24 protein-coding genes and 1 pseudogene are annotated in these 23,680 nt (G+C 62.6%); 13 read left to right on the top strand and 12 right to left on the bottom strand.

From position 1 onward, the window contains the following. Window positions 1-41 precede the first annotated feature (41 nt). Both QCE48_RS27310 and tdh read left to right on the top strand, forming a co-directional pair. The gene (locus tag QCE48_RS27310) at window positions 42-1,241 is read left to right on the top strand and encodes a glycine C-acetyltransferase (protein WP_309783667.1); all 1,200 of its coding nucleotides are present in this window, start codon (window positions 42-44) and stop codon (window positions 1,239-1,241) included. Between the two features lie 149 nt (window positions 1,242-1,390). Then, a complete protein-coding gene (tdh, locus tag QCE48_RS27315; RefSeq protein WP_087628357.1) occupies window positions 1,391-2,422 on the top strand; it encodes an L-threonine 3-dehydrogenase in 1,032 nt (343 codons plus the stop codon). Between the two features lie 28 nt (window positions 2,423-2,450). Here the strand turns inward: tdh and QCE48_RS27320 are convergent, their stop codons facing one another. Continuing rightward, a complete protein-coding gene (locus QCE48_RS27320; protein WP_404982316.1) occupies window positions 2,451-3,104 on the bottom strand; it encodes a YceI family protein in 654 nt (217 codons plus the stop codon). A gap of 155 nt (window positions 3,105-3,259) precedes the next feature. Here QCE48_RS27320 and QCE48_RS27325 point away from each other — a divergent pair, with 155 nt between their 5' ends. Next, window positions 3,260-3,781 carry a hypothetical protein gene (locus QCE48_RS27325; RefSeq protein ID WP_309783671.1) on the top strand — a complete coding sequence of 174 codons (522 nt, stop codon included), beginning with the start codon at window positions 3,260-3,262 and terminating at the stop codon, window positions 3,779-3,781. A 99-nt stretch (window positions 3,782-3,880) separates the two neighbouring features. On the opposite strand, the gene QCE48_RS27330 is transcribed toward QCE48_RS27325, so the two are convergent. Beyond that, on the bottom strand, window positions 3,881-4,036 hold the full coding sequence (locus tag QCE48_RS27330) for a hypothetical protein (RefSeq protein ID WP_309783672.1): 156 nt from the start codon (window positions 4,034-4,036) through the stop codon (window positions 3,881-3,883). A 165-nt stretch (window positions 4,037-4,201) separates the two neighbouring features. Between QCE48_RS27330 and QCE48_RS27335 the strand changes: the two genes are divergently transcribed. Next, on the top strand, window positions 4,202-5,392 hold the full coding sequence (locus tag QCE48_RS27335) for a glycosyl hydrolase (protein ID WP_309783673.1): 1,191 nt from the start codon (window positions 4,202-4,204) through the stop codon (window positions 5,390-5,392). A 15-nt stretch (window positions 5,393-5,407) separates the two neighbouring features. On the opposite strand, the gene QCE48_RS27340 is transcribed toward QCE48_RS27335, so the two are convergent. Genes QCE48_RS27340 through QCE48_RS27355 form a run of 4 tightly spaced genes read right to left on the bottom strand, consistent with a single transcriptional unit; the run spans window position 5,408 to window position 7,968 of the window. Next, a complete protein-coding gene (locus QCE48_RS27340) occupies window positions 5,408-6,727 on the bottom strand; it encodes a HAMP domain-containing sensor histidine kinase (RefSeq protein WP_309783675.1) in 1,320 nt (439 codons plus the stop codon). Beyond that, on the bottom strand, window positions 6,724-7,464 hold the full coding sequence (locus tag QCE48_RS27345) for a response regulator (RefSeq protein ID WP_309783677.1): 741 nt from the start codon (window positions 7,462-7,464) through the stop codon (window positions 6,724-6,726). Before QCE48_RS27345 ends, QCE48_RS27340 begins: the two co-directional genes overlap by 4 nt. A 7-nt stretch (window positions 7,465-7,471) precedes the next feature. Further along, complete coding sequence (locus QCE48_RS27350) at window positions 7,472-7,594, bottom strand: hypothetical protein (protein WP_309783678.1); 123 nt, start codon at window positions 7,592-7,594, stop codon at window positions 7,472-7,474. Beyond that, a complete protein-coding gene (locus tag QCE48_RS27355) occupies window positions 7,591-7,968 on the bottom strand; it encodes a GFA family protein (protein WP_309783679.1) in 378 nt (125 codons plus the stop codon). Before QCE48_RS27355 ends, QCE48_RS27350 begins: the two co-directional genes overlap by 4 nt. 181 nt (window positions 7,969-8,149) lie before the next feature. On the opposite strand from QCE48_RS27355, the gene QCE48_RS27360 reads away from it, so the two are divergent. From QCE48_RS27360 to QCE48_RS27375, 4 genes are all read left to right on the top strand, one after another. After that, window positions 8,150-8,680, top strand: a complete 531-nt coding sequence (locus QCE48_RS27360; protein WP_309783681.1) for a thioredoxin family protein — start codon at window positions 8,150-8,152, stop codon at window positions 8,678-8,680. Window positions 8,681-8,890: 210 nt separating this feature from the next. Further along, entirely contained in the window at window positions 8,891-9,112 is a 222-nt protein-coding gene (locus QCE48_RS27365; protein ID WP_309783682.1) for a DUF4148 domain-containing protein, read from the top strand. Window positions 9,113-9,182: 70 nt separating this feature from the next. Next, window positions 9,183-9,458 (top strand): hypothetical protein, encoded by a 276-nt coding sequence (locus QCE48_RS27370; RefSeq protein ID WP_309783684.1) that lies wholly within the window; start codon window positions 9,183-9,185, stop codon window positions 9,456-9,458. Between the two features lie 27 nt (window positions 9,459-9,485). Further along, the gene (locus QCE48_RS27375) at window positions 9,486-9,902 is read left to right on the top strand and encodes an organic hydroperoxide resistance protein (protein ID WP_309783686.1); all 417 of its coding nucleotides are present in this window, start codon (window positions 9,486-9,488) and stop codon (window positions 9,900-9,902) included. Between the two features lie 49 nt (window positions 9,903-9,951). Here QCE48_RS27375 and QCE48_RS27380 read toward each other — a convergent pair whose 3' ends face one another. Further along, window positions 9,952-11,010, bottom strand: a complete 1,059-nt coding sequence (locus tag QCE48_RS27380) for an NAD(P)-dependent alcohol dehydrogenase (protein WP_309783688.1) — start codon at window positions 11,008-11,010, stop codon at window positions 9,952-9,954. A gap of 436 nt (window positions 11,011-11,446) precedes the next feature. Here QCE48_RS27380 and QCE48_RS27385 point away from each other — a divergent pair, with 436 nt between their 5' ends. The 5 genes from QCE48_RS27385 to QCE48_RS27405 are packed head-to-tail and all read left to right on the top strand — an operon-like array spanning window position 11,447 to window position 16,607. Next, the gene (locus QCE48_RS27385) at window positions 11,447-12,748 is read left to right on the top strand and encodes a gallate dioxygenase (protein WP_309783690.1); all 1,302 of its coding nucleotides are present in this window, start codon (window positions 11,447-11,449) and stop codon (window positions 12,746-12,748) included. A 45-nt stretch (window positions 12,749-12,793) separates the two neighbouring features. Next, window positions 12,794-14,143 carry an aromatic acid/H+ symport family MFS transporter gene (locus QCE48_RS27390; protein ID WP_309783692.1) on the top strand — a complete coding sequence of 450 codons (1,350 nt, stop codon included), beginning with the start codon at window positions 12,794-12,796 and terminating at the stop codon, window positions 14,141-14,143. A 58-nt stretch (window positions 14,144-14,201) separates the two neighbouring features. Beyond that, on the top strand, window positions 14,202-15,227 hold the full coding sequence (locus tag QCE48_RS27395) for an amidohydrolase family protein (protein WP_309783693.1): 1,026 nt from the start codon (window positions 14,202-14,204) through the stop codon (window positions 15,225-15,227). A gap of 2 nt (window positions 15,228-15,229) precedes the next feature. After that, window positions 15,230-15,913 (top strand): 4-carboxy-4-hydroxy-2-oxoadipate aldolase/oxaloacetate decarboxylase, encoded by a 684-nt coding sequence (gene ligK / locus QCE48_RS27400; protein WP_309783695.1) that lies wholly within the window; start codon window positions 15,230-15,232, stop codon window positions 15,911-15,913. 13 nt (window positions 15,914-15,926) lie between these two features. Continuing rightward, the gene (locus QCE48_RS27405) at window positions 15,927-16,607 is read left to right on the top strand and encodes a substrate-binding domain-containing protein (protein ID WP_309783696.1); all 681 of its coding nucleotides are present in this window, start codon (window positions 15,927-15,929) and stop codon (window positions 16,605-16,607) included. 298 nt (window positions 16,608-16,905) lie between these two features. Here QCE48_RS27405 and QCE48_RS27410 read toward each other — a convergent pair whose 3' ends face one another. From QCE48_RS27410 to QCE48_RS27430, 5 genes and pseudogenes are all read right to left on the bottom strand, one after another. Beyond that, window positions 16,906-17,892, bottom strand: a complete 987-nt coding sequence (locus QCE48_RS27410; RefSeq protein WP_309783699.1) for a PoNe immunity protein domain-containing protein — start codon at window positions 17,890-17,892, stop codon at window positions 16,906-16,908. A 29-nt stretch (window positions 17,893-17,921) separates the two neighbouring features. After that, window positions 17,922-18,494 carry a hypothetical protein gene (locus tag QCE48_RS27415; protein ID WP_309783701.1) on the bottom strand — a complete coding sequence of 191 codons (573 nt, stop codon included), beginning with the start codon at window positions 18,492-18,494 and terminating at the stop codon, window positions 17,922-17,924. Between the two features lie 27 nt (window positions 18,495-18,521). Beyond that, entirely contained in the window at window positions 18,522-19,511 is a 990-nt protein-coding gene (locus tag QCE48_RS27420) for a PoNe immunity protein domain-containing protein (protein ID WP_309783702.1), read from the bottom strand. Window positions 19,512-19,535: 24 nt separating this feature from the next. Next, window positions 19,536-20,957 carry a hypothetical protein gene (locus tag QCE48_RS27425; protein WP_309783704.1) on the bottom strand — a complete coding sequence of 474 codons (1,422 nt, stop codon included), beginning with the start codon at window positions 20,955-20,957 and terminating at the stop codon, window positions 19,536-19,538. Beyond that, window positions 20,954-23,487: pseudogene (locus QCE48_RS27430) on the bottom strand (type VI secretion system Vgr family protein). Before QCE48_RS27430 ends, QCE48_RS27425 begins: the two are co-directional and overlap by 4 nt. Window positions 23,488-23,680: the final 193 nt, after the last annotated feature.

Consider the following 23,680-nt stretch of genomic DNA (forward strand, 5'->3'; position numbering starts at 1 on the left):
GACGCGACGAACCGCCTAGCCACCGACCACACGAGTCCACGATGAAAGAGCGCTATCTGTCTCACGTGCAGCACACGATTGACGAAATCCGCGCGGCGGGTTTCTACAAGACCGAGCGGGTGATCGCGAGTCCGCAATCGTCGGACATTCGGCTCGCCGACGGCGACGAAGTGCTGAATTTCTGCGCGAACAATTACCTCGGCTTGGCCGACGACCGGCGTCTCATCGACGCGGCCAAGGCGGGACTCGATGCGGACGGCTTCGGCATGGCGTCGGTGCGCTTCATCTGCGGGACGCAAAGCGTGCACAAGACGCTCGAAAAGGCGCTCGCCGATTTCCTGCTTACCGACGACGCGATTCTCTATTCGAGCTGCTTCGATGCGAACGGCGGTCTTTTCGAGACGTTGCTGGGCGAAGAAGACGCGATCATCAGCGACGAGTTGAACCACGCGAGCATTATCGACGGCGTGCGGCTTTCGAAGGCGAAGCGCCTGCGTTACCGGAACAACGATCTCGCCGATCTCGAAGCGAAATTGCAGCAAGCCGACCACGCCGGCGCGCGCTTCAAGCTGATTGCGACCGACGGCGTGTTTTCGATGGACGGCATCATCGCCGAGCTCGCCGGCATTTGCGATCTCGCGGACCGCTACGGCGCGCTCGTGATGGTCGACGACTCGCACGCGGTCGGCTTCATCGGCCCGAACGGGCGCGGCACGCCGGAACACTGCGGCGTGCTCGACCGCGTCGACATCATCACGGGCACGCTCGGCAAGGCGCTCGGCGGGGCGTCAGGCGGCTATGTCGCCGCGCACAAGGAAATCATCGAATTGCTGCGCCAGCGCAGCCGGCCGTATCTGTTTTCGAACACGCTCGCGCCGAGCATCGCGTCGGCGTCGCTGAAAGTGCTGGAATTGCTCGCAAGCGCGGAAGGCGACGCGCTCAGGCGGCGTGTCCACGAAAACGGCGCGCGGTTTCGCGCGGCAATGAGCGCGCTCGGCTTCACGCTCGTTCCCGGCGACCATCCGATCATCCCCGTCATGCTCGGCGACGCGCAACTCGCCTCGAAGATGGCCGACGCGTTGCTCGAAGAAGGCGTCTATGTGATCGGATTTTCTTATCCGGTCGTGCCGAAAGGGCGCGCGCGGATTCGCACGCAAATGAGCGCCGCGCATACGCCCGAACAGATCGACCGCGCGATCGACGCGTTCGCGCGAGTCGGACGATCGCTCGGCGTGATCTGAGCGGCGTCCGGGCGAGCACCCAAAAACTTGATGCGCATAAAGTTCGCCTCGAATCGCCTCGAATCGCCTCGTAGCAAGCGCGCATCGCTCATCACTATCGACGACCAAACACCGAGCCGCGCGTCGACCGCGCTTAAGGATCGCCACCCATGAAAGCTTTAGCCAAACTCGAACGTGCGCCCGGCCTGACGATGACGCGCGTCAAGCGTCCAGAGGTCGGCCATAACGACGTCCTCATCCGCATCAGGAAAACGGCCATCTGCGGGACCGACATCCATATCTGGAAGTGGGATGAATGGGCGCAAAAGACGATTCCCGTGCCGATGCACGTCGGGCACGAGTACGTCGGCGAAATCGTCGAGATGGGGCAGGAGGTGCGCGGATTTTCGCTGGGCGACCGCGTGTCGGGCGAAGGGCACATCACCTGCGGGTTCTGCCGCAACTGTCGGGCAGGGCGTCGCCATCTGTGTCGCAATACGGTCGGCGTTGGCGTGAACCGGGAGGGCGCGTTCGCGGAATACCTCGTGATTCCCGCGTTCAACGCATTCAAGATTCCCGCCGACATCTCCGACGACCTCGCCGCCATCTTCGATCCGTTCGGCAACGCGACGCACACGGCGCTGTCGTTCAATCTCGTCGGCGAGGACGTGCTGATTACCGGCGCCGGACCGATCGGCGTGATGGCCGTCGCGATTGCGCGGCACGTCGGCGCGCGCAATGTCGTCGTGACGGACGTCAACGAATACCGGCTCGAACTCGCGCGCAAGATGGGCGCGACGCGCGCTGTGAACGTCGCGAGCGAAAATTTGCGCGACGTGATGAGCGAACTCGGCATGACCGAGGGCTTCGACGTCGGGATGGAAATGTCCGGCGTGCCGAGCGCGTTCACAGGGCTGCTCGAAGCGATGAACCACGGCGGCAAGGTCGCGCTGCTGGGCATTCCGCCCGCGCAAACCGCGATCGACTGGAATCAGGTGATTTTCAAGGGACTGGAAATCAAGGGCATCTACGGGCGCGAGATGTTCGAGACCTGGTACAAGATGGTCGCGATGCTGCAGAGCGGACTCGACCTTTCGCCGATTCTTACGCACACCTATCCCGTCGACGACTTCGAGCGCGCGTTCGCCACGATGCTCTCGGGCAACAGCGGCAAGGTCGTGCTCGACTGGACCGCGGCCTGAGCGATCCCGCGCGCGCGATCGCTTCCGCTCACGGCGCCGCGTCTGCCGGCGTCTTCACGAACTCGGCCTGAATGGCGACGTGCACATCGTCGCCGACGGCCGGATACCACTTCGACAATCCGAACTGCGCGCGGCTGAAATGTCCGTCGGCGGAAAAGCCGAGCGTTTCCTGTTTCGTCAGCGGGTTGGGCGCGTGCCCGTTGAACGTCACATTCAGCGTGACCGGGCGGGTCGTGCCGTGCAGGGTCAGGTCGCCGGTCAGCGTGCCCTTGTCGTCACCGGTGCGCACGAAACGCGTGCTCACGAAGCGAAGCTCCGGATAGCGCGCGGTATCGAACATGTCTGGGCCTTTCACCAGCCGGTCGAGCAGGGCGACGTTCGTGTTCACGCTTGCGGTGTCAATCGTCGCGGACACCGTGCTTTGCTCGATACCGCCGCTGTTCCAGTCCAGCACGGCTGCGACCTTGTCGAAGCGAATGACGAAGCGCGAATAGTGAAAATGATCGACATCGAAACTCACGTTCCAGTGGTGCGGATCGAGCACGTAACGCCCGGCCGGCACGCTGGCCTCGTTCGGCGACACACGGTGCGTCACGACCTGCAACGGCGTACAGGCGATCAGGGCGAGAAGGGCGCCGCAGGCGGCCCAGGCGCGCGCGCGGTTCGATGCATGTCGGCTCATCATCGTGTTTCACTCGAATGACGGTTGCAGAAGCGACGCAACACGCGTTGCGCCGCGATTACGCCCCACACGATACACGCGCCTTCAGGTAGAGTTCCGGTCGAAAAACCTGTCTCGAAAAAGGCGTCCTCGCGAAATGCGACGGCGGAAAATACATGCGTTCATGGTTGACCCGACTCGGCGCGTTACGCGCGACATGGCTCGTGCTTGCGACTTGCGCATCGCTTGCGGCGGCGCCGGAAGCCCGCGCCGGCGACTGGTGCAGCAACGGCGTGTGGATCGACGCGATGATCGGCTCGCATCACATCCACCCGAAAAAGGATTTCGAGGAATTCAATCCGGGCATCGGCGTCGAGTGCTGGATCGCGCCGGAATGGGCGCTGACAGGCGGGTACTTTCGCAATTCGCTGTCGAAGCCGTCGCTGTACGGCGGCGGCGTCTGGGCGCCGGAATTCGCGCACTGGGGACTTATCCGGCTGGCCGCGATGGGCGGCCTGATCTCCGGCTATCCGTACGGCAACTGGGGCTTCGGGCACGATCACACGATCGGGCCCGTGATCGCGCCGCTCATCATGGCCGAGTACCGGCGCGTCGGGGCGAACATCATCCTGATTCCGCCGATTCCATCGAGCGATCTGCCGTTCACGATCGGGTTTCAATTCAAGGTTAAGTTTTGAAGCGCTGCGGAATCTGAGACGGCCGAGAAGCGCAAGCTGCAAGAGGTGCGTCGCACGTTGCAGCGAATCGCTATTTCCTGGCCGCGAGGCGCACGACTGCTAGTGCGCGATCCGGTCCGCGCCGCTCGTGCGGTCGCGCACGAGTGTGATCAGCGGATTGCTCGTCGAGGGATCGCGACCCACCATCTTGTCATTGTTCGTATCGAGGCCGGTCCGCGCGCCCGTCACGACGGTCGCGACCTGGATGACGTTCACCTCGCCATCGGGATTCGCGCTGGTGCCCGCGCAACGGGCTGGGAGAGCGCATAGCGCGCTTGGCGAAAACGCGTCTCCACGCGGTCCCGGAAATCATTCCCGCGATTCAAGGTCGCTGTCCTTTAGCCGTAAACGGAGGTTATTCCCGCCCGAAAAGCCACCGCCATGTTCGACCCCGACGACGCCATCGCGCGACGCATCCCCGCCGAAAACGGGCGCGTCGGCACGCCGACTTCGCGCCGCAAGTTCCTCTTGATGATGCTGGCGTCCGCGGGCGGAGCGATGCTGTCAGGGTGCGGCGGCGGCGGTGGAACACAGGCCGTGGGCAGTGTCGGCAAGGCGACGTCTGACCCGAGTCCCGCGTCGCAGGCCGTGGTGTCGGTTCCGGAGACAGTCCCGGAGACGGTCGCATCGTCTTCGAATGCCTCGACTCTCTTCTACGGCATGAACGGCCACATGGCCTACGGCAATGGCATTTACAAATCGATGTCGGCCGCCGAGCAACTCGCGATCCTCAAAGATCTGGGCGTGACCAACTACCGCTGCGACATCGCGGGCAGCGTCATGTCGCAAGTGCTCGCCGATGCGTTGACCGGGGCGTTCGCGGGCAGCGGCGTCTCGATCCTGCCTGTGCTCAATCCGTTTTCCGCCGGTTGGGACTGCACGAGTTCCGAAGCGGCGGCGTACACGCTCGGCTACGACCTGGGCGTGAACTGCGCACGGCCGCTGAAGGGGCTCGTGACGCACATCGAGTGCGGCAACGAACTCGACGTGCCGCTTAAGATCGGCGGCGACGGCAGTCTCTCGTCCGACTGGAACCCGGCTTACTGGCCGTCGTTTCGCGGCGCGTTGCGCGGGATGATCGACGGCGTGAAGTCGATCGATTCGTCTATCAAGTGCGGCGTCAACGTCGGCATTCCCATGGCCTATCGCGCGTTGCAGATGTTGTGGAACGGCGTTTCGCCCGATGGCAGCGCCGCTGGCGTGTCGGGCGCGGCGACGCTGCGCTGGGATTTCACGAGCTATCACTGGTACAAGAGTTCCGGCGACATCCAGTGCGGCGGACGTTTCAACGCGTGCGTGGACGTGTTGCAGGTACTGAAGGATTCGTTCGGCGTGCCGATCTGGCTGACGGAATGGGGCTGGGCCGGCAGCGGGGACACGCAGCAGTCGGCCGCCGACTACGTAACGAAGGCGCTCAAACAATACCGGTCGATCAAGGACAAGTACGACATCGAATCGGTGATGATGTACTGCTTGATCGACCCGAACTACGGGCTGATCCAGATGGACGGCAAGTCGAAGAATGCCGCTTACGCCGCATTCAGGGATTTCGTCGCGGCGAATCCGGTCTGAGCGTCGGCGCGCCGGCTAGCCGACTTTCTTCAGCACGAGCCGCGCCTCCAGCCCGCCGCCGGCACGGTTTTGCAGCGTCAGAGTCGAATCCATCGCGAGCGAGAGTTGCCGCGCGATCGCCAGACCCAGCCCGGTGCCGCCCGTGTGCCGGTTGCGCGAGCCTTCGAGGCGGTAGAACGGTTCGAACACGGCGTCCAGCGCGTCGGCCGGAATGCCCGGCCCGCGATCGAGCACCGCAATGACGACCTGACCGTCCGCGCGCGCCTCCACGCTGATTTCCGCCGCGCCGGCGAACTTCAGCGCGTTGTCGACCAGATTGCCGACGATCCGCCGCAGCGCCTGCGGACGCGTCACCAGCGGCCGCCCGACCCGACCCTGCAGCGACACCTTGCTCCCGGCGTCGAGATAATCGCAGACGAGGCTGTCGAAGAGCGCATCCGGATCGATGCGGCAGGGCACCTCGCTCGCGCCGTGCAGCGTGCGCGCATACGTCACGCCTTCCTTGACGAGCGTTTCCATCTCGCGCAGATCCTGTTGCAGCTTGGCGCCCTGCGCGTTGTCGTCCATCACGTCGACGCGCAGACGCATGCGAGTGATCGGCGTTTGCAGGTCGTGGGAAATCGCGGCCAGAATCTGCATGCGCTCGGTCATGTACATCGCGACGCGATCCTGCATCGCGTTGAAGGCCCGGGCCGCGCGCGCCACTTCGTCCGGACCGTCTTCCGGCAGGCGATCCGCCTTGAGGTCGGGTCCGAGCGTGTCGGCGGCCCGCGCGAGCTGCATGAGCGGCCGCGTGGCGAGGCGCACGGCGAGCCAGCAGCACGCGCCGAGCACCGCCAGTTGCAGTGCCAGCACGAGCGGCAGCCAGCGCGACAGCGGCGCGCCCGGCATCGGCCGATAGTCGATCGTGAGCGGCGTGCCGTCACTCAGGTTCAAATGCACTTGCAGACGTTCGGGATCGCCCGGAACGGCGTTCGCCGTCAGCGGATAGCGCTTGCCGATGCCTTCCGCAATCGAGCGGGCCACGCGCTCCGACAGTTCCGCATCGGGCGGTGCGCCCCCCATGCCTGGTCCGACTTCGAACGTATAAGTGCGCCGCGCCAGCCGGGGCAGCCATCCGGCGCGCTCGGCGGGCGGCAGATGATCGAGCAGCGCGACCGAACTCGCGACCTCGCGTTCGATATAACCCATCATGACGTTGGTCATCGTCTGGTCGCGCTCGGTCATCGTGAGCCAGAACGACAGCGTCTGCGCGATCGCCAGACCGACGAAGAGGATCAGCGCGAGCCGCGCGAAGAGGCTCTGCGGCCAGCGCAGCAAAGAGCGCGCGTTCATTGCGGACCTTCGAGCGGAACGACCGCCGCCGAGAACACGTAGCCTTCGCTGCGCAGCGTCTTGATGTAGCGCGGCTCGCGCGCGACGTCGTTCAGACGCTGACGCAGCCGGCTCACCAGCAAATCGATGGAACGGTCGAACGGGTCCGCTTGCCGGCCCTGCGTCAGGTTGAGCAACTGGTCGCGCGTCAGCACGCGCTGCGGGTGATCGAGAAACACGCGCAGCAGCCGGTACTCCGCGCCCGAGAGCGCGACCATCGTGCCGTCCGGATCGAGCAGATGACGCGCGGTCGTGTCGAGCCGCCAGTCGCCGAAGCTGAGTATCGGCGCGGATTCCACGACCTGCATACCCGGCGGCAACATGCGCGCGCGACGCAGCACCGAGCGAATGCGCGCCAGCAGTTCGCGCACCGCGAACGGCTTCGGCAGGTAGTCGTCGGCGCCCATTTCCAGACCGACGATGCGGTCCGCTTCCTCGTTGCGCGCGGTGAGCATCACGACCGGCACCGCGCGGAACTTGCCCGCCCGCAATTCGCGGCACAGGACGAGTCCGTCTTCGCCGGGCATCATCAGGTCGAGGACGATCAGATCGGGCGCGCCCTGTTCGAGCGCGGCGCGCATCTCGCGCCCGTTCGCGGCAAGCGACACGCGCATGCCGTTCTTCTCCAGATACGTGGCGAGCAGTTCGCGAATGCCGCGATCGTCGTCGACGATCAGCACGTGGTCAATGGTTTCCATCATCGGATCATGGTTTGTTGCGCTTGACCTGCACCCGGCAAGCGTCGATCAGACGACACTGCACCGGATGCGCCAGTTCGGCCGCGATTCCGCCTGCGAGAAACGCGACGATCGAAAGCAGCCGTCTCATGCGTCCTCCACGACCGACAGACTCGCGCCGTCCGAGAGACCAGCGTCAAGCGTATAGGGATCGACGCCTTCCAGGCAACCGATGTTCACGCGCCAGCGTTGCGGGTCCTTGCGCGTCTGGTGAAACGGATAGATGCCGCAGTGTTTGCAAAAATAGTGCTTCGCCACGCGCGTGTTGAACTGGTACTGCGTGAGCGCGTCTTCGCCGCTCAGGATCGCAAGCTCGGCGGCGGCGAACGGCGGCGTCATCAGCGCGCCCTTGCGGCGGCACAAGCTGCAATTGCAGCGCGACGCGGGCGCGAGTGCGGTGCGGACTTCGAACCGGACGCGGCCGCAATGACAGGCTCCCTGCAACAGCTGGGCATTCGTGCTCATGTGATTCTCCGTGATCGTCGATGACTGCGTTATAGCGCAGGTCGGGCGGAGTTTTGTATCCCAGTGTATCCCGCCATTCGCACGATACATAACATTGCACAAACCACCCCACAACGACACAAGCCGGATACGCGCAAACGGTCCAATACGGTCATTCCAACCCGTATCCAAAGGACCTGACATGCTCTCCCGACTCAAGAACGTCGCTGCCCTGACCGTCTTCGCCGTGGCCGCCGCGACCAGCGGCGCCGTCATCGCAGGCGCGCCGGTGAACAGCAAGCCCGCGCCGGAATTCACCGGCATCGATTCGTGGATCAACAGCGACCCGCTGACGCTCAACCAGTTGCGAGGAAAGGTCGTGCTGGTCGACTTCTGGACCTATAGCTGCATCAACTGCATTCATACGCTGCCGCAAGTCCAGAGCTGGAATCAGAAATTCAAGGATCAGGGGCTCGTGGTCGTCGGCGTGCATACGCCCGAGTTTCCGTTCGAGCGCGACACGGGCAACGTGAAGTCGGCCGTCAAGCGCTACGGCCTCACTTTCCCGGTGGCTCAGGACAATCGCTATGCGACCTGGCGCGCCTACGACAACCAGTACTGGCCCGCCTTCTATCTCATCGACAAGAAAGGTCAGGTGGTCTACAGCCACTTTGGCGAAGGCGATTACGCGCAGACCGAGGCCGCGATCAAGACCTTGCTCGCGCAGAAGTAGGGCGGTAGCCGCCGGGCTTTTCGGGTGGATTCGTATCGCAATGTATCCAGCGTCTCAGCCGATACACAACATTGCAAAACACCGATTCCCCGACATGAGCCGGATACATCGGGGGGTTCAAATTGCATCAACGACGGATTCCACACGACAAGCCCGCAGCACCCGATGGAATCCCGGCGTCTTACCTTTTAATCGTTCCAGGAGAACACCATGAAAACCTCGATCATCGCTTTGGCCCTCGCCGCTTCCGCCTTCACGGGCATCGCTCACGCTGCCGTGCCCGCGCCCGATGGCGCCGACAAGACGGCCATCGTGTCCGTGAGCCGCGACAGTGTGATGGCGAAGACGCGCGCCGACGTCCGGCAAGAACTGGTGCAGGCGCAGAAGGATGGTCAGATTGCGTCGCTCGGGAACCTGTATCGCGGTAGCTGAAAGCCGAAAGGCCGGTCCGATGATCGCATCGACCGGCCTCGCAACCTCATTCATTCATAAAGGATCGATCATGTTCAAACGTCTTATCACCGCGACTGTCGTCACCGTTGGACTCGCCGCCGCCGGCTCTGTGTTCGCGAGCAGCGGCTATGGCCCCGCGCCGCATTACAACCCGACGGCCGGTGCGCCCGCATCACAACGCGGCGTGAGCAATCAGACGATCAACGCTGAATTCGCGAAGGCCGACACCGGCAGGCAATCGTATGGCGGCGTGCGCGATACGACATCGCAATCGGGCGTCTTCGTGGGATCGAACGGGTCCGCTTCGCTCTTCGCGCATCACTAAGCCAATCCATCACGCAAGGAATTCATCATGACCCAGATCGACAAAGTGCTGTACACCGGCAAGACGCACACCACCGGCGGCCGCGATGGCGCCGCCCGCAGTTCGGACGGACACCTCGACGTCAAGCTCTCGGCGCCCGGCTCGAAGGGCAGCGGCACGAATCCCGAGCAAATGTTAGCGGCCGGCTGGTCCGCGTGTTTCATCGGCGCGATGGGGCTGGCGGCCGCGAAGATGAAGCTGCCCCTTCCCGCCGATACGGCCGTCGACGCCGAAGTCGATCTCGGTACGACCGATGGCGCCTACTTCCTTCAAGCTCGCTTGAACGTGAGCCTGCCGGGCGTGGATCGCGAAGTCGCCCGCGCGCTGGCGGACGCCGCGCACCAGACCTGCCCGTATTCGAAGGCGACGCGCGGCAACATCGACGTCGTCATCAACGTGGTCTGAAAAGAGGAAGCGAGGCGCCTTACCGAGCGCGCCTCGCGAGCGGATTGCCTTAGCCGGCAAGCGACGCCATGTCGATGACGAAGCGATACTTCACATCGCTCTTGAGCATGCGTTCATACGCTTCGTTGATCTGATCCATGCGGATCATTTCGATGTCGGACGTGATGCCGTGCTTGCCGCAGAAGTCGAGCATTTCCTGCGTTTCCGCAATGCCGCCGATCAGCGATCCCGCGAGCGAGCGCCGCTTGAAGATCATGCTCATCACAGACGGCGAAGGGTGAGGATGTTCGGGAGCGCCGACGAGGGTCATCGTGCCATCGCGCTTGAGCAGCGCGATGAACTGATCGAGATCGTGGGAAGCGGCCACCGTGTTCAGGATGAAGTCGAAGCTGTTCGCGTGAGCGGCCATCTGAGCGGGATCTTTCGAGATCACGACTTCATGCGCGCCGAGGCGTTTGCCATCCTCGATCTTGCCCGGCGACGTGGTGAACAGAACGACATGCGCGCCGAGCGCCGCCGCGATTTTCACGCCCATGTGCCCGAGGCCACCCAGCCCGACGATGCCGACCTTCTGCCCCTTTTGCACGTTCCAGTGCTTGAGCGGCGAGTAAGTCGTGATGCCCGCGCACAAGAGCGGCGCGACGGCGGCGAGTTCGAGGTTTTCCGGAATCGACAGCGTGAAAGCCTCGTCGACGACGACCGATGTCGAATAGCCGCCGAACGTTACGCCGCCCGAGTGCTTGTCGGGCGAGTTGTACGTTTGGATGAAGCTTTCGGGGCCTTCGCAATACTGTTCGAGGCCTTCCTTGCAGGCGGCACAGGTCCGGCACGAATCGACCATGCATCCGACGCCCGCGAGTTGCCCCACCTTGAACTTCGTCACTTCGGAGCCGACCTCCGACACCCGGCCGACGATCTCGTGTCCAGGCACGAGCGGGTAGTGAGTCGCGCCCCATTCGTTGCGGGCCATATGCAGGTCGGAATGACACACGCCGCAATAGAGGATGTCGATGCGCACGTCGTGTTCCTTGACGTCGCGACGCTCGACCGAGAAGGGCGCAAGCGGCGACTCCGCCGATTGCGCTGCATATGCGTGGGCTTTCATCATGTTTGGGAAATCTGAGAAGGGTTGGAGAAGAGGGCGCGCCGAGAACCGGCCTCGACGCGCCTGATGAGACGCCGCTCGACGAGCACGCGCCATCATCGCCGAAAAGAAGAAAGCACGCGCAAATGGCGGACGCCAGGGTTTGACGCGCAGCATGGTCCTTCCACCCGTCTTGCGACTCCTTTCCCGATCCATCTAATTTGTTTATGTCAGACGTAATAGCGATGATCCGGGGCCGAGCCGCATCCAGCGGGGACCGGAGAGCGGGAAAGGGGATCGCACAGCGTCGCAGGCGCGGCGGACATCTGGTTTACACCGGCTGTCGACAGGCGGACGCTTTCTCTTATCGTCGCGATTCACAGTAGCGGCCGGCCGGATCGACCGAAAGACCTGCAAAGCGTCGAAGCCCGGTTCAAACGAGTTTTGAAGGAGTACAAGCATGGCACGCATCATCGGAGGCATTGCCGCCTCGCATACGCCCACCATCGGTTTTGCTTTCGACAAGAACAAGCGCGACGACCCCGTCTGGGCGCCGATCTTCGAGAACTTCGCGCCCGTCGCCGACTGGCTCGCCGACAAGAAACCGGACGTGATTCTCACCATCTACAACGATCACGTCACGTCGTTCTTCTTCGACCACTACTCGGCGTTCACGCTGGGCGTCGGACCGGAATGGCACGTCGCGGACGAAGGCGGCGGCGCGCGCGACCTGCCGTCGATCAAGGGACATCCGGCGCTGGCCGCGCACATCGGCACGTCGCTGATGACCGATGAATTCGACATGTCGTTCTTCCAGAACAAGCCGCTCGATCACGGCTGTTTCTCGCCGCTGTCGATGCTCATTCCGCACAAGCCGGAGTGGCCCGTGAAGCTCGTGCCGCTGCAAATGGGCGTGCTGCAACTGCCGATTCCGAGCGCGCGCCGCTTCTACAAGCTCGGACAGGCGCTGCGCCGCGCCATCGAAAGCTATCCCGAGGACATCAAGGTCGCGGTGCTCGCGACCGGCGGCCTCTCGCACCAGGTGCATGGCGAACGGGCGGGCTTCAACAACACGCCGTGGGACCAGCGCTTTCTCGACCTGTTCGAACGCGATCCCGAGCAACTCGCCGACATGACCATCGCCGAATACGCGGAACTCGGCGGGTACGAAGGCGCGGAAGTCGTGATGTGGCTGACGATGCGCGGCGCGCTGTCGAACAACGTCGTGTGCAGGCACCGCAGCTACTACCTGCCGTCGATGGCGGGCATCGCGACGGCCATCTACGAAGGCGAGGACAGCGAGACGAAGCCGGCCATCGTCGAGCGTCATCGGCAGCGCATGGCGATTCAGCTGACCGATGTCGAGAAGCTCGAAGGCACATATCCGTTCTCGATCGAAACCGCCGTGCGCGCGTACCGGATCAACGACTACCTGCATCGCATGGTCGAGCCGGCGCATCGCGAGGCGTTCATGCGCGACCCGGAAACGAGCTTCGAAGCCGCGAGCCTCAGCGAGGAAGAGCGCGACATGATCCGCCGCCGCGACTGGCGCGCGCTGCTGCATTACGGCGTCATCTTCTTCATGCTCGAAAAGCTCGGCGCGGTCACCGGCGTGTCGAATCTGCACATCTATGCCGCGATGCGCGGCCAAACACTGGAAGAGTTCCAGCGCACGCGCAATGCGCCGGGCGCGCTCTACTCTGTGGCGGGCAAGAGCGCCGGCAAGCTCGACTGGGAAGGCGCGGAAAAGGGCAAGAACTGACCTTTGCGGCCGAGCCAGAAAATCATAGGCAATGTGGAGACAACAATGGCAAGCGGGAAAATGATTGACATCAAGGGCTTTATCGACGAGCGCCCGATTTCGCCTTACCAGTGGCTGCTGGTGGCGCTGTGTTTCCTCATCGTGACCGCCGACGGCATGGACGTCGCCATCATGGGATTCGTCGCACCGTCGATCATTCACGACTGGGGGATTTCGCGTCCCGCATTCGGTCTGGTGATGAGCGCGGCGCCGATCGGCCTCGTGATCGGGGCGCTGGCGGCAGGGCCGGCTTCGGACCGCATCGGCCGCAAGTGGGTGCTGATCACGTCGGTGTTCCTCTTCGGCATCTTCACGATCGCGACCGCGTTCACCACCACGCCGATGTCGATGGCCGCGCTGCGCCTCTTGACCGGCATCGGTCTCGGCGCCGCGATGCCCAACACGACGACGCTCCTCTCCGAATACGCGCCCCAGCGCAAGCGCGCGCTGATGATCACGATCATGTTCACGGGCTTCAATCTCGGTTCGGCGTTGATCGGGTTCGCGGCCGGCTGGCTGATTCCGGTGCACGGCTGGCGCTCGGTCCTGATCTTCGGCGGCGCGCTGCCGCTCGTGCTGATCCCGCTGCAAATGTGGCTGCTGCCGGAGTCCGCGCGTCTTCTGGCGGTGCGCGGCGCACCCGCCTCCCGGATCGGCGCGGTGCTGGGCCGGGTCTGCGGCGCGCGCTTCCAGGGCGACGAAGTCTTCGTCTCCAGCGAACCGCCGCTGCCCACCCGCAAGCCGATCGGTGTGCTGTTCTCGCAAGGCTACGGCCTGATGACGGCGGCGCTCTGGATCACGTACTTCATGGGCCTGCTCGTGATTTACCTGCTGACCGGTTGGTTGCCGACGCTCATGAAGGACGCCGGACTGACCGTGACCTCGGCGGCCAACGTGACGGCGATGTTCCAGGTCGGCGGCACGGTCGGCGCGATTTTGGTCGGCTTCATGATGGACAAGGTCCGGCCGGCGCCCGTCATCAGCGCGGCGTATCTCGGCGGCGGTCTGTGCGTGCTCGGGCTGGGATATATCGGCGCGATGTCGTCGTCGCTCACGCTGCTCGTGTTCGCCGCGGGTTTCTGCATGAGCGGCGCGCAAACCGGCCTGAACGCGTTCGCGCCGAGCCGCTACCCGACCGTGGCGCGCGCCACCGGCGTCAGCTGGATGCTCGGCATGGGACGCTTCGGCAGCATCTTCGGCTCCGCGATCGGCGGCGCGCTGCTCGGCCTCGGCTGGCAGTTCGGCGCGATCCTGGCGATGCTGGCCGTACCCGCGACGCTCGCCGCCATCGCGATCCTGCTGGCCCAGCGCACGAACGCCAGTGAAGCGGCGCCGCAGCCGAACACGGCGCACTAGAAGCGCTGGCGCGCGTGAAGACCGCGCGCCGGCAATCGAATCAGTTTTGGGAAAGACGATGATCATCGACATTCACGGCCACTACACGACCGCACCGAAAGCGCTGGAAACATGGCGCAACCGCCAGATCGCGGCGATCGGCAATCCGTCCGAGCGGCCGAAGGTATCGGAACTGCACATCAGCGACGACGAGCTGCGCGAGTCGATCGAAAGCAACCAGTTGAAGCTGATGCGCGAGCGCGGTCTCGACCTCACGATCTTCAGTCCGCGTGCGAGCTTCATGGCGCATCACGTCGGCGATTTCGAGGTGTCGAGCACGTGGGCCGCGATCTGCAACGAGCTGTGTTTTCGCGTGAGCCAGCTGTTTCCCGATCACTTCATTCCGGCCGCGATGCTGCCGCAAAGCCCGGGCGTCGATACGGCGAGCTGCATCCCCGAACTCGTCAAATGCGTCGAGCAGTACGGCAACGTGGCGATCAACCTGAACCCGGACCCGTCGGGCGGCCACTGGACCAGCCCGCCGCTCTCGGACCGCTACTGGTATCCGGTCTACGAGAAGATGGTCGAGTACGACATCCCCGCCATGATCCACGTGAGCACGAGCTGCAACGCCTGCTTTCACACGACCGGCGCGCATTATCTGAACGCGGACACGACCGCCTTCATGCAGTGCCTCACCTCCGACCTGTTCCGCGATTTCCCGGCGCTGCGCTTCGTGATTCCGCATGGCGGCGGCGCGGTGCCGTATCACTGGGGACGCTTTCGTGGCCTCGCGCAGGAGATGAAGAAGCCGTTGCTGAAGGATCATCTGCTCAACAACGTCTTCTTCGATACCTGCGTCTACCACCAGCCGGGCGTCGATCTGCTTACGCGCGTGATTCCCGTGGACAACATCCTGTTTGCAAGCGAGATGATCGGCGCCGTGCGGGGCATCGATCCGGAAACGGGCCACTATTTCGACGATACCAAGCGCTACATCGACGCCGCTCACATCGATGCGGAAGAGCGGTTCAAGATTTACGAAGGCAATGCGCGACGCGTCTACCCGCGTCTGGATGCCGCGCTGAAAACCAAGGGACGTTGATCATGTACGAACTCGGAGTGGTGTATCGCAACATTCGACGCGCGGAGGGCGACGTCGCCGCGAAACTCGGCGCGCTCGGAACCGCGACGGTCCACGAAGCGCTCGGCCGCGTCGGCCTGATGAAGCCCTACATGCGGCCGATCCATGCCGGCACGCAGGCGAGCGGCACCGCCGTGACGGTCTTGCTGCAGCCGGGCGACAACTGGATGCTGCATGTCGCGGCGGAACAGATCCAGCCGGGCGACGTCGTCGTGGCGGCGGTCACGACCGACTGCACCGACGGCTACTTCGGCGATCTGCTCGCGACAAGTTTCAAGGCGCGCGGCGCGCGCGGGCTCATCATCGACGGCGGCGTGCGCGACGTGCGCGTGCTGGGCGAGATGCAATTTCCGGTGTGGAGCCGTGCTGTCTCCGCGAAGGGCACGGTCAAGGCGACGCTCGGCTCGGTAAACATTCCGGTGGTTTGCGCGGGCGCGCTGGTGAATCCGGGCGATGTCGTCGTCGCGGACGATGACGGCGTGGTCGTGGTGCCGGCGGCTGTGGCGCAGAACGTGCTCGACAAGGCGCTCGCGCGCGAGGCGAACGAAGGCGAGAAGCGCGCGAAGCTGGCTTCCGGCGTGCTCGGCCTCGACATGTACAGCATGCGCGAGCCGTTGCGCGAGGCCGGTCTGCGCTATATCGACTGAGCGGCTTCGGACCATGATTACAGGCATCTCTTCGATGGCGACGCGTCTCGTGCTGGCCGACCTCGTCGAGCAATACGAGCGGCGCTCGGGACAGCGGGTCGTCGTCGAGTCGGTGGGCGGCGTCGCGGCGCTTGCGCGCGTTCAGGACGGCGAGCCGTTCGACATCGTCGTGCTCGCGGCGGACGTGATCGCGCGGCTCGCGGCGGCCGGTCGCGTCGATGCCGATAGTTGCGTCGATCTGGCACGTTCGGGTGTCGCGGTTGCCGTGGCTGCGGGCGCGGCGCGGCCGGAGATCGGATCGGAAGCGGCCGTGCGTGACGCCATTCTGGCCGCCCGTAGCATCGGCTATTCGACCGGGCCGAGCGGCGCACATCTCACGCGGCTCTTCGAGCGCTGGGGCATCGCCGGGACCATCGCGCCGCGCATCGTGCAGGCGCCGCCTGGCGTGCCGGTCGGCGCGCTCATCGCGCGCGGCGAAGTGGAACTCGGATTCCAGCAGATGAGCGAACTGATGCACCTGCCGGGCATCGAGGTGGTCGGCGCGCTGCCGCCCGCGATTCAGGTGATGACGGTTTTTGCGGCTGCGATCTGTACGGCGTCATCGCTGCCGGACGCGGCTGGGGCGTTGCTCGCGTTTCTTGCGTCGGACTCGGCCGAGTCGGCCAAGCTTGCGCATGGGATGGAGCCCGTTTGACTTGCTGGCGCTTGATGTACGGGAAATCGTCGTCATCGTGCGTCAGCAGCGGACTGCTGCTGGGGAGACTTAACGATGGGGTAGAACATCGCGAGAAACCGTTCGATTTCCGCTACGAACATCCGAACAGAGTCTTTCGGGTGGGGCTTGAATACCGTCGCGAACAAGGTTGTAGCCTATCCGCATGGATCGGCTGGAACAACGCCGCCAGATGATGAAAGCTTGGGCTGCGTATGTCTTTCCGCACTGAGCTAATGAAGGATGGCGGCAAGTTCAGCCGCCGCCAAGAATCATCTGCTTACGCTTCGCGAGTCGGTCCGCCATCCTCACGGCCCATCACGATCCACGTCACAGGGCCTTCGCTGCGGTCGCGGCCGATGCCTTCAGGGAAGATATCGCCCTCCTTGAACATGCGCTCCTGGACGAACGCGCCCGGCGATTCGAGCACGCCCCAGCGTCCGGCATACGGGCAGCGCTCGCCGGTCTTGCGCGAGATATGCGGCTTCTGCACTTCGCCCTGCGGAGCCTTCGCCTGTTCGCGCGCGAAGTCCACCAGGTCCTTTGGGTAGAAACGCATGTCGCGATAGCTGCTGTCGTCGATGTTCCAGAGCAGCGTCACCAGCCCGGCCTCGAATGACCAGTAGCCGAAAAATCCCGCCTCAAGACGCTTATGACGGTCATGCCAGTAGCAATCCTTCATGCCGCCGTACCAACACTTCAGGTAACTGGCCATCGCCTTTTGCTGTGCCTCACCTTGCGCCTCTGTTGCGCGCAGCAAGTCAGAGTACGGCTTCTCGTGGATCAACGATTCACCAGACAACGACACGCCCAAGCGGCCAAACAGGCGATTCACCAGCAGGTCCTGTCCGTCATCGGGATCGGTGCTGATCCACGTTGCAATGGTTGGCACCCATTCTTTCAGTCCCAGCAGCACCGCCAACGACAGCAGCCACATAACGTACTGATAGGCGTCCGGCTCCCAAAGCTTGAACTTGTCCTTACTAAACTGATCATATTTCTTAAAGTATTCAAACGCTCTGACCGCATCGGCTCTAAGAGATTGAACACCTTCACCCGCGGAGTAGCGCACAATCAAAATTTTCAGAGCATCACCGACTCGACTCCACAACAACTGAATCTTGTGGTCAAACTCCTCGTCTGGAGACGCCAAGATCGCATCGATTTCCGGGTCAACCAAACCGTCCTCATAGAACTTTAGCGTCTCCCGATAGTAATGCTCAGGAAGTAACGGTTCGCGCTTCACTTCATCAAAGGATTGATTCACGAATATCTCGCAATTTAACTGATATGAAACTAATTAATAGTCTCTGGCTGCACAGAAACCTTGATCGGTTTCCCGGCATCATCAAGCAGTGCATTACCAGCTTTATCCAATTTTGTAATGTCAACGACCGCACCCGTTTCGTCAACGACCATTAGCCAACTTTCATACTTTTCCTTCAGTATGTTACGAGCCTGAACTTGACCAACAGCATCTGGCAGTCGATCAGTGATCCATCTGGTGCTCATTTGTTTGGCCGAAGGATACCCCTTTGAACCCTTGGTGGTCGGCAAACCTTTGACCTTACCGTCCGCCCTGAACTTCGTCTCCGTCACCACATACGGCGGAGGGTCCGACTTGGGCGGTTTCCGGTACACGCCGTCAATACCCCGGCCCGTCGGCTGCTGTTCCAGCAAACGCATCTGCCGATCCGCCGACAGTTCGGACTTGTAGCCCCGGCCCGTCATGAAATCGTCGCTCACCTTCTCGCCAAAGATGCCCTTCAGCCACGGCGAATTGACCGGCGTCACGAGCGCAAGCCGCAATAATGCAAGCGTGGGCGGCGTAAGTCCTCCCGCACTGAGCCGATGAAAGATGGCGGCCATTTCCAGCCGCCGCCAAGAATCATTTGCTTACGCTTCGCGGGTAGGACCACCGTCCTCACGGCCCATCACGATCCACGTCACCGGTCCTTCGCTGCGGTCGCGGCCGATGCCTTCAGGGAAGATATCGCCCTCCTTGAACATGCGCTCCTGAACGAACGCCCCCGGCGATTCGAGCACGCCCCAGCGTCCGGCATACGGGCAGCGCTCGCCGGTCTTGCGCGAGATATGCGGCTTCTGCACTTCGCCCTGCGGAGCCTTCGCCTGTTCGCGCGCGAAGTCCACTAGGTCCTTTGGGTAGAAGCGCATGTCGCGATAGCTGCTGTCGTCGATGTTCCAGAGCAGCGTCACCAACCCGGCCTCGAATGACCAGTAACCGAAAAAACCGCTATCGAGATGCTTATGATTGTCGTACCAATAGCAATTCTTCATGCCGCCGTACCAGCGTTTCAGGTAGGCAGCCAGCGCCTGCTGCTGCGCCTCGCCGTGCGTCTCGGTGGCACGCAGCAGGTCGGTGTAGGGCTTCTCGTGGATCAGCGATTCACCAGGCAGCGACACGCCGAGGCGAGCAAACAAGCGACTCACCAGCACGTCCTGGCCATCCTCGGGATTGGCGCTGATCCACGTTGCTATGGTCGGCACCCATTCCTTCTGGCCAAGTAGTACCGCCAGCGACAGCAGCCACATAACGTACTGACACGCATCAGGTTCCCATAACTTAAGCTTCGCATCCGGAAATGCTGCATAGTGCCGTTGAAATTGAGAAAACGCTCGTGTACCGTATGCAACGAGGCTATTTAATGAATCGCCACCTGAATAGCGTTGAATCAGCAACTCAAGCGTATTAAAGGCACACCACCAGCTATTTCGCTTTCGCCGCGCTTTATCAACGGATGAATCTACCAGCATGGCAGCGACTTCTGGGTCAGCTAATTCCTTCTCTTTAAAGCTAACCGATTTCTGATAGAACAGCTCCTGTAATAAAGGCTCCCGACGCCTTTGTTCAAACGATTCATTCATATCTAATTCCTTCAAGTTCCCAATCTATTTAACAGGTACTGTAACCGGCTTCCCGTTTGCGCCCAGCAGTGCGGCTGCATTTTCATCTAGTTTCGTAATGCCTGTAACTTCGCCAGATTCGTCAACGACCATCAGCCATCGCTCATAATCCGTCTTTGTTATCGCCCTAGCTTTTTCTTCACCTACTGCTTGGCGTAGTCTCGGAACAATCCAGTCATCGCTCATCTGTTTTGCAGCAGGGTACCCCTTTGAACCCCGAGTACGTCGCAAATCGTCAGCATCGAAATTGCCGCCCGTCCTGAACTTCGTCTCGGTAATCACGTATGGCGGGGGCGGCTTACCGTTCATGTACACGCCGTCAATACCCCGGCCCGTCGGCTGCTGTTCCAGCAAACGCATCTGCCGATCCGCCGACAGTTCGGACTTGTAGCCCCGGCCCGTCATGAAATCGTCGCTGACCTTCTCGCCAAAGATACCCTTCTCGGCGCGGCTCATCTTTGCCACGTCGTCGCGATGCACGTTGCTGCTGCCCGGCACCGGCTCCTGCGGCTCGGGCAACTTGCCGCCACCAGCGCTGCCGGCACCCTCAACACCGTCACGCTTCATGGGCAGCTGCTTCGGCGGCTCGCCGATACCCGAACTCACGCGCACCTTCGGCGGCTTCACCACCTCGGCCTTCGGGGCCGGGACACCCGCATAGGCCGGATGGTAAGTTGGCGGCAGCTTGTCGTTCAGCAGCTTCTGTAACGCCTCGTCCAGCTTCGCCAGCGCCTGCGGTATCTCCTTCGCGCAATTCACTTGTACCGCGTAGAACGCCTTCTCCATGCGCTCCAGTTCCACCAGCAGCGCCCGCGCCCGACCAATGTACTCGACCTTGCTGAGCAGCCCTTTGACCTTCGTGATAAGCGCCTGCATGCCCTGAAAAAATTCCATCAGCTTCTTCAGCAGCGCGTCGCCGTAGGCGGCGAAGTGAATCTTCTCCAGCAGCTTGACGATGTTGCCCTTCGTGAAGCGCGACAGAAAACCCACCACCTTTTCCAGCACTTTGCCGCCCCTTTCGATGAGCAGCAGACACACCGCGCGGATCACCGCTGCGGCTTCATCACCGACTATTGCGCCAACCAGCGAACCCACCGCCGCACAGATCACCGGACCAAATACGCCCAACGCGGAAGCGATCAGGATCACCCATTCCTGCCATTCGGGATGGGCGGCATTCTGCGCACCGGTCGATACGCCTTCGTACCGCCTGCCGAGCCGCAGGGACACCGCTGCCAGATCGCGCGCGCTGGTGACGACCACCGCGCCCGGCACTGTCATGGCCAACAGCATGTCCGCAACGATCACGCTCGTGGGCCGGTCCTCCGCGAATTCCCCTAACGTCAGCGATTTCAGCCAGTTGTACGCCCCCACGGCTTCGTCCCACACTTCTCCGAGTATGCTCATGCCTTCGTCCCCGGCGTTGCCTGCTGCATCACATCGTTCAGGTCATCGTCTGCGGTGACCGTATGGATGCTGCTGTGCGAATTCGGGTCATCGAGATACCGAACCTTCGCATCGGGGCCAGCAGGCACGCCACTCAGGCGCATGTAGCCTTCGGCGTCGAGCGTGCCCCGCTGCGAGCGGCCATTGATCCAGGCCACGTAGCCGCATCCCGCGACCGGCGAGCCGTCGGGGTAGATGCGCCGGAATTCCAGATCGGTCACGGCAGGCGCGCCGCGTGGCAGGGACGGCATCGGTGTATTCATCGACGCCTTGCCCTTCTTTTGGACCGTAATGGTCTTCAGGAACAGATCGCCGGGACCACCGAGCGTGATACTGCCGTCCTTCATCTGGATGAACGCGCCACCGCACTCCAGAATGATTTCCTTCGCGGCAGACAGATTGACCTTGCCGTTGACGCTGGCGGCGTTCAGGTCCTTGTCTGCGATGAACGACATCGGGCCGTCCTGGGCCTGGAATTCGACGGGGCCTTTGGCCGCAAAATCTTGATGCCGAGCTTCTGCGCGAACAGCGATATCTTTTCGCCCGCTGCAACCGTGAAGCGTTTCAGCACACTCCAGTCGGCGTTCTTTCCGGCTACGGTCGAGATGCTGTCCTGCGCCGAAAGCTGCACGCCTCCGCCTGCGACGATGGCCGCCGAGGCAGGCGTGCTCATCAACAGCCCCGGCTTCTTTAAACCGTCTAAACCATCCTTCATCTGCTGCTGCGCGTCGGTGTCGGCTGGCTCGGCCTTTGCGCTGCTGGCGGACGCCGCCAGCGCCTTCGCAGTCGCCAATGCGCTTTCGAGCTGCGCGATGGTTTCCTGCATGTCCAGTTGCTTGCCGCTCGCGCCGGGACGGTCGTAGGTCGTGACCATCACGCCCTTGCCTGCGCGAAGCACTCCCCAGCCCGATGTTCTCGCCTCGAAGCCTTCGCCCCGGTATTCGAGCTTGCTGTTCACCAGATAGCCGAGATTCAGTTGCGACTTGCCCGAATGCTCGGTGCTGAGCTTGATGCCCTCCTGGCCTGCCCAATCCTCAAAGCGAATCTTGTTATTCTTTTGCGTGCGTATCATGTTGCGCGACAGCCAGCGACGGTCGTTCGTCACCAGGTCACGCGCCTGACTGTGATGATGGAACCCACTGATCTCAGGCTTGTCCGGGTCGCCATCGCGGCAGGTAATCACGGCTTCATCGTTGTCCAGCGCGGGGAAGTGCATGCCGGTTTGCCCCTTGCCCGCGAACGGCTTCGCGAGGCGCAGCGGTACGCTCTCGCCGCCGTTGGGCCACGTCTCGAAGTCCGAATCGAAGCGGACGATATAGCGCCCGTCCTTGTCGATGTACGAGTAGGTGTAGCTGTCCGGACTGCAAATCCGACCGCTGAGCGTGCCGCTCACCTTGGCCCATTTGTCCGGCTCCAGTTCCAGACGGAAACGCCGGTCGGCGGGAATCGCCTTGAAGGTATTGGAATAAGCCTTGTCACGCGCCCCGCGATGCGTGATCTCGATGATGACCATGCCCTTGGGCGCGTCGGGCAATACCATGTCCGTTTCGAACACGCGCGCGCACTGCAACGCGAGCACGTTGCTCTCGCCCTCGTACACGACCTGCCGGGCGATGGCCGCTTCGTGCCGAAGCTGCGCCTCCCACTGCGCGCCCGCCTGGTCGAGGTGATGCGTGCCATAGACATACGGCCGACCGTAAGTCGTGGGGTCTTGCGGCGCGATGTTCGCTTCGTCCCTGAAACGCTCCCAGGCGGCATCCGGGTTGTAATCCGCGACTGTGAACGACTGCGGCACCGTCTTCGTGTGGGTCTTCAGTGAGGTGACGGCTTCGACGCCGTTCGCGTCGAGTCCCGCCGCTTCGCGGTACGGCACCACCAGTTGCGGGTCGTAAATGTAGTGGTCGATATCGTCGCCATAAACCACCTCATCGCCGTGTTCGTTCTCGACCACATACGAATACACGCCGGATTTCTCCTGGAGCATGTGCCCATAATCGAAGTCCGTCATCCCGTGTTGCATGCGAAACGCGTGCTGGGGATACGATCGGCGCAGTCGAAACCGGAATTGATGGTCCTGCACGTCATGAGCTTGCAGGATTGCCTTCAGAATGTCCGGCGTCGAACCATGCTGAAAAATCCGGTTGCGCGTGACGGCCTTCAGCCGTGCCAGATGCGACCTCAACTCGATCTCGAATTTGACGAAATCCTTCGTGGTCTGCAACGTTGAAAAGCGTGCAATGAATCCGGAAAAGCGCCGCACGGTCCCGTCGTCGGCCTCGATGCTGAAAACCGCGTCACGGTTCAGATAATCGCCGCGCGGTAGCTGATGCGGGTGGGTCAGTTCGATTTGGACGACGTTGGGTTCGCCCATCTTTTCGGTGGCCGTGAACGACACGACCGAAAGCGCCGCTGCGGCCTCTGTGCCGGGCACCTCGAGGTGATACGCCTGCCTTCCCGGTATGGCTCGCAGTGCGCCTTGCAGGTCCGCCATAGGCTGGCCTCCTTGCCGTTATTTTGAGAGGCGCGGCCTGGTGCATCAGGACTGCAAAGGTTAAGAAGGCCGCGATGCGGGACCATTTTTAGGTCCGTTCCGCGTTATACCATCGGGATAGTCTTGCCACAAGGATTGGCAATCCTAAGTTTTGTGAATTATTGTCATGGAGACGGTACCTGCCCGTTGAGCG

Source organism: Caballeronia sp. LZ024, assembly GCF_031451455.1.
Classification (GTDB): domain Bacteria; phylum Pseudomonadota; class Gammaproteobacteria; order Burkholderiales; family Burkholderiaceae; genus Caballeronia; species Caballeronia telluris.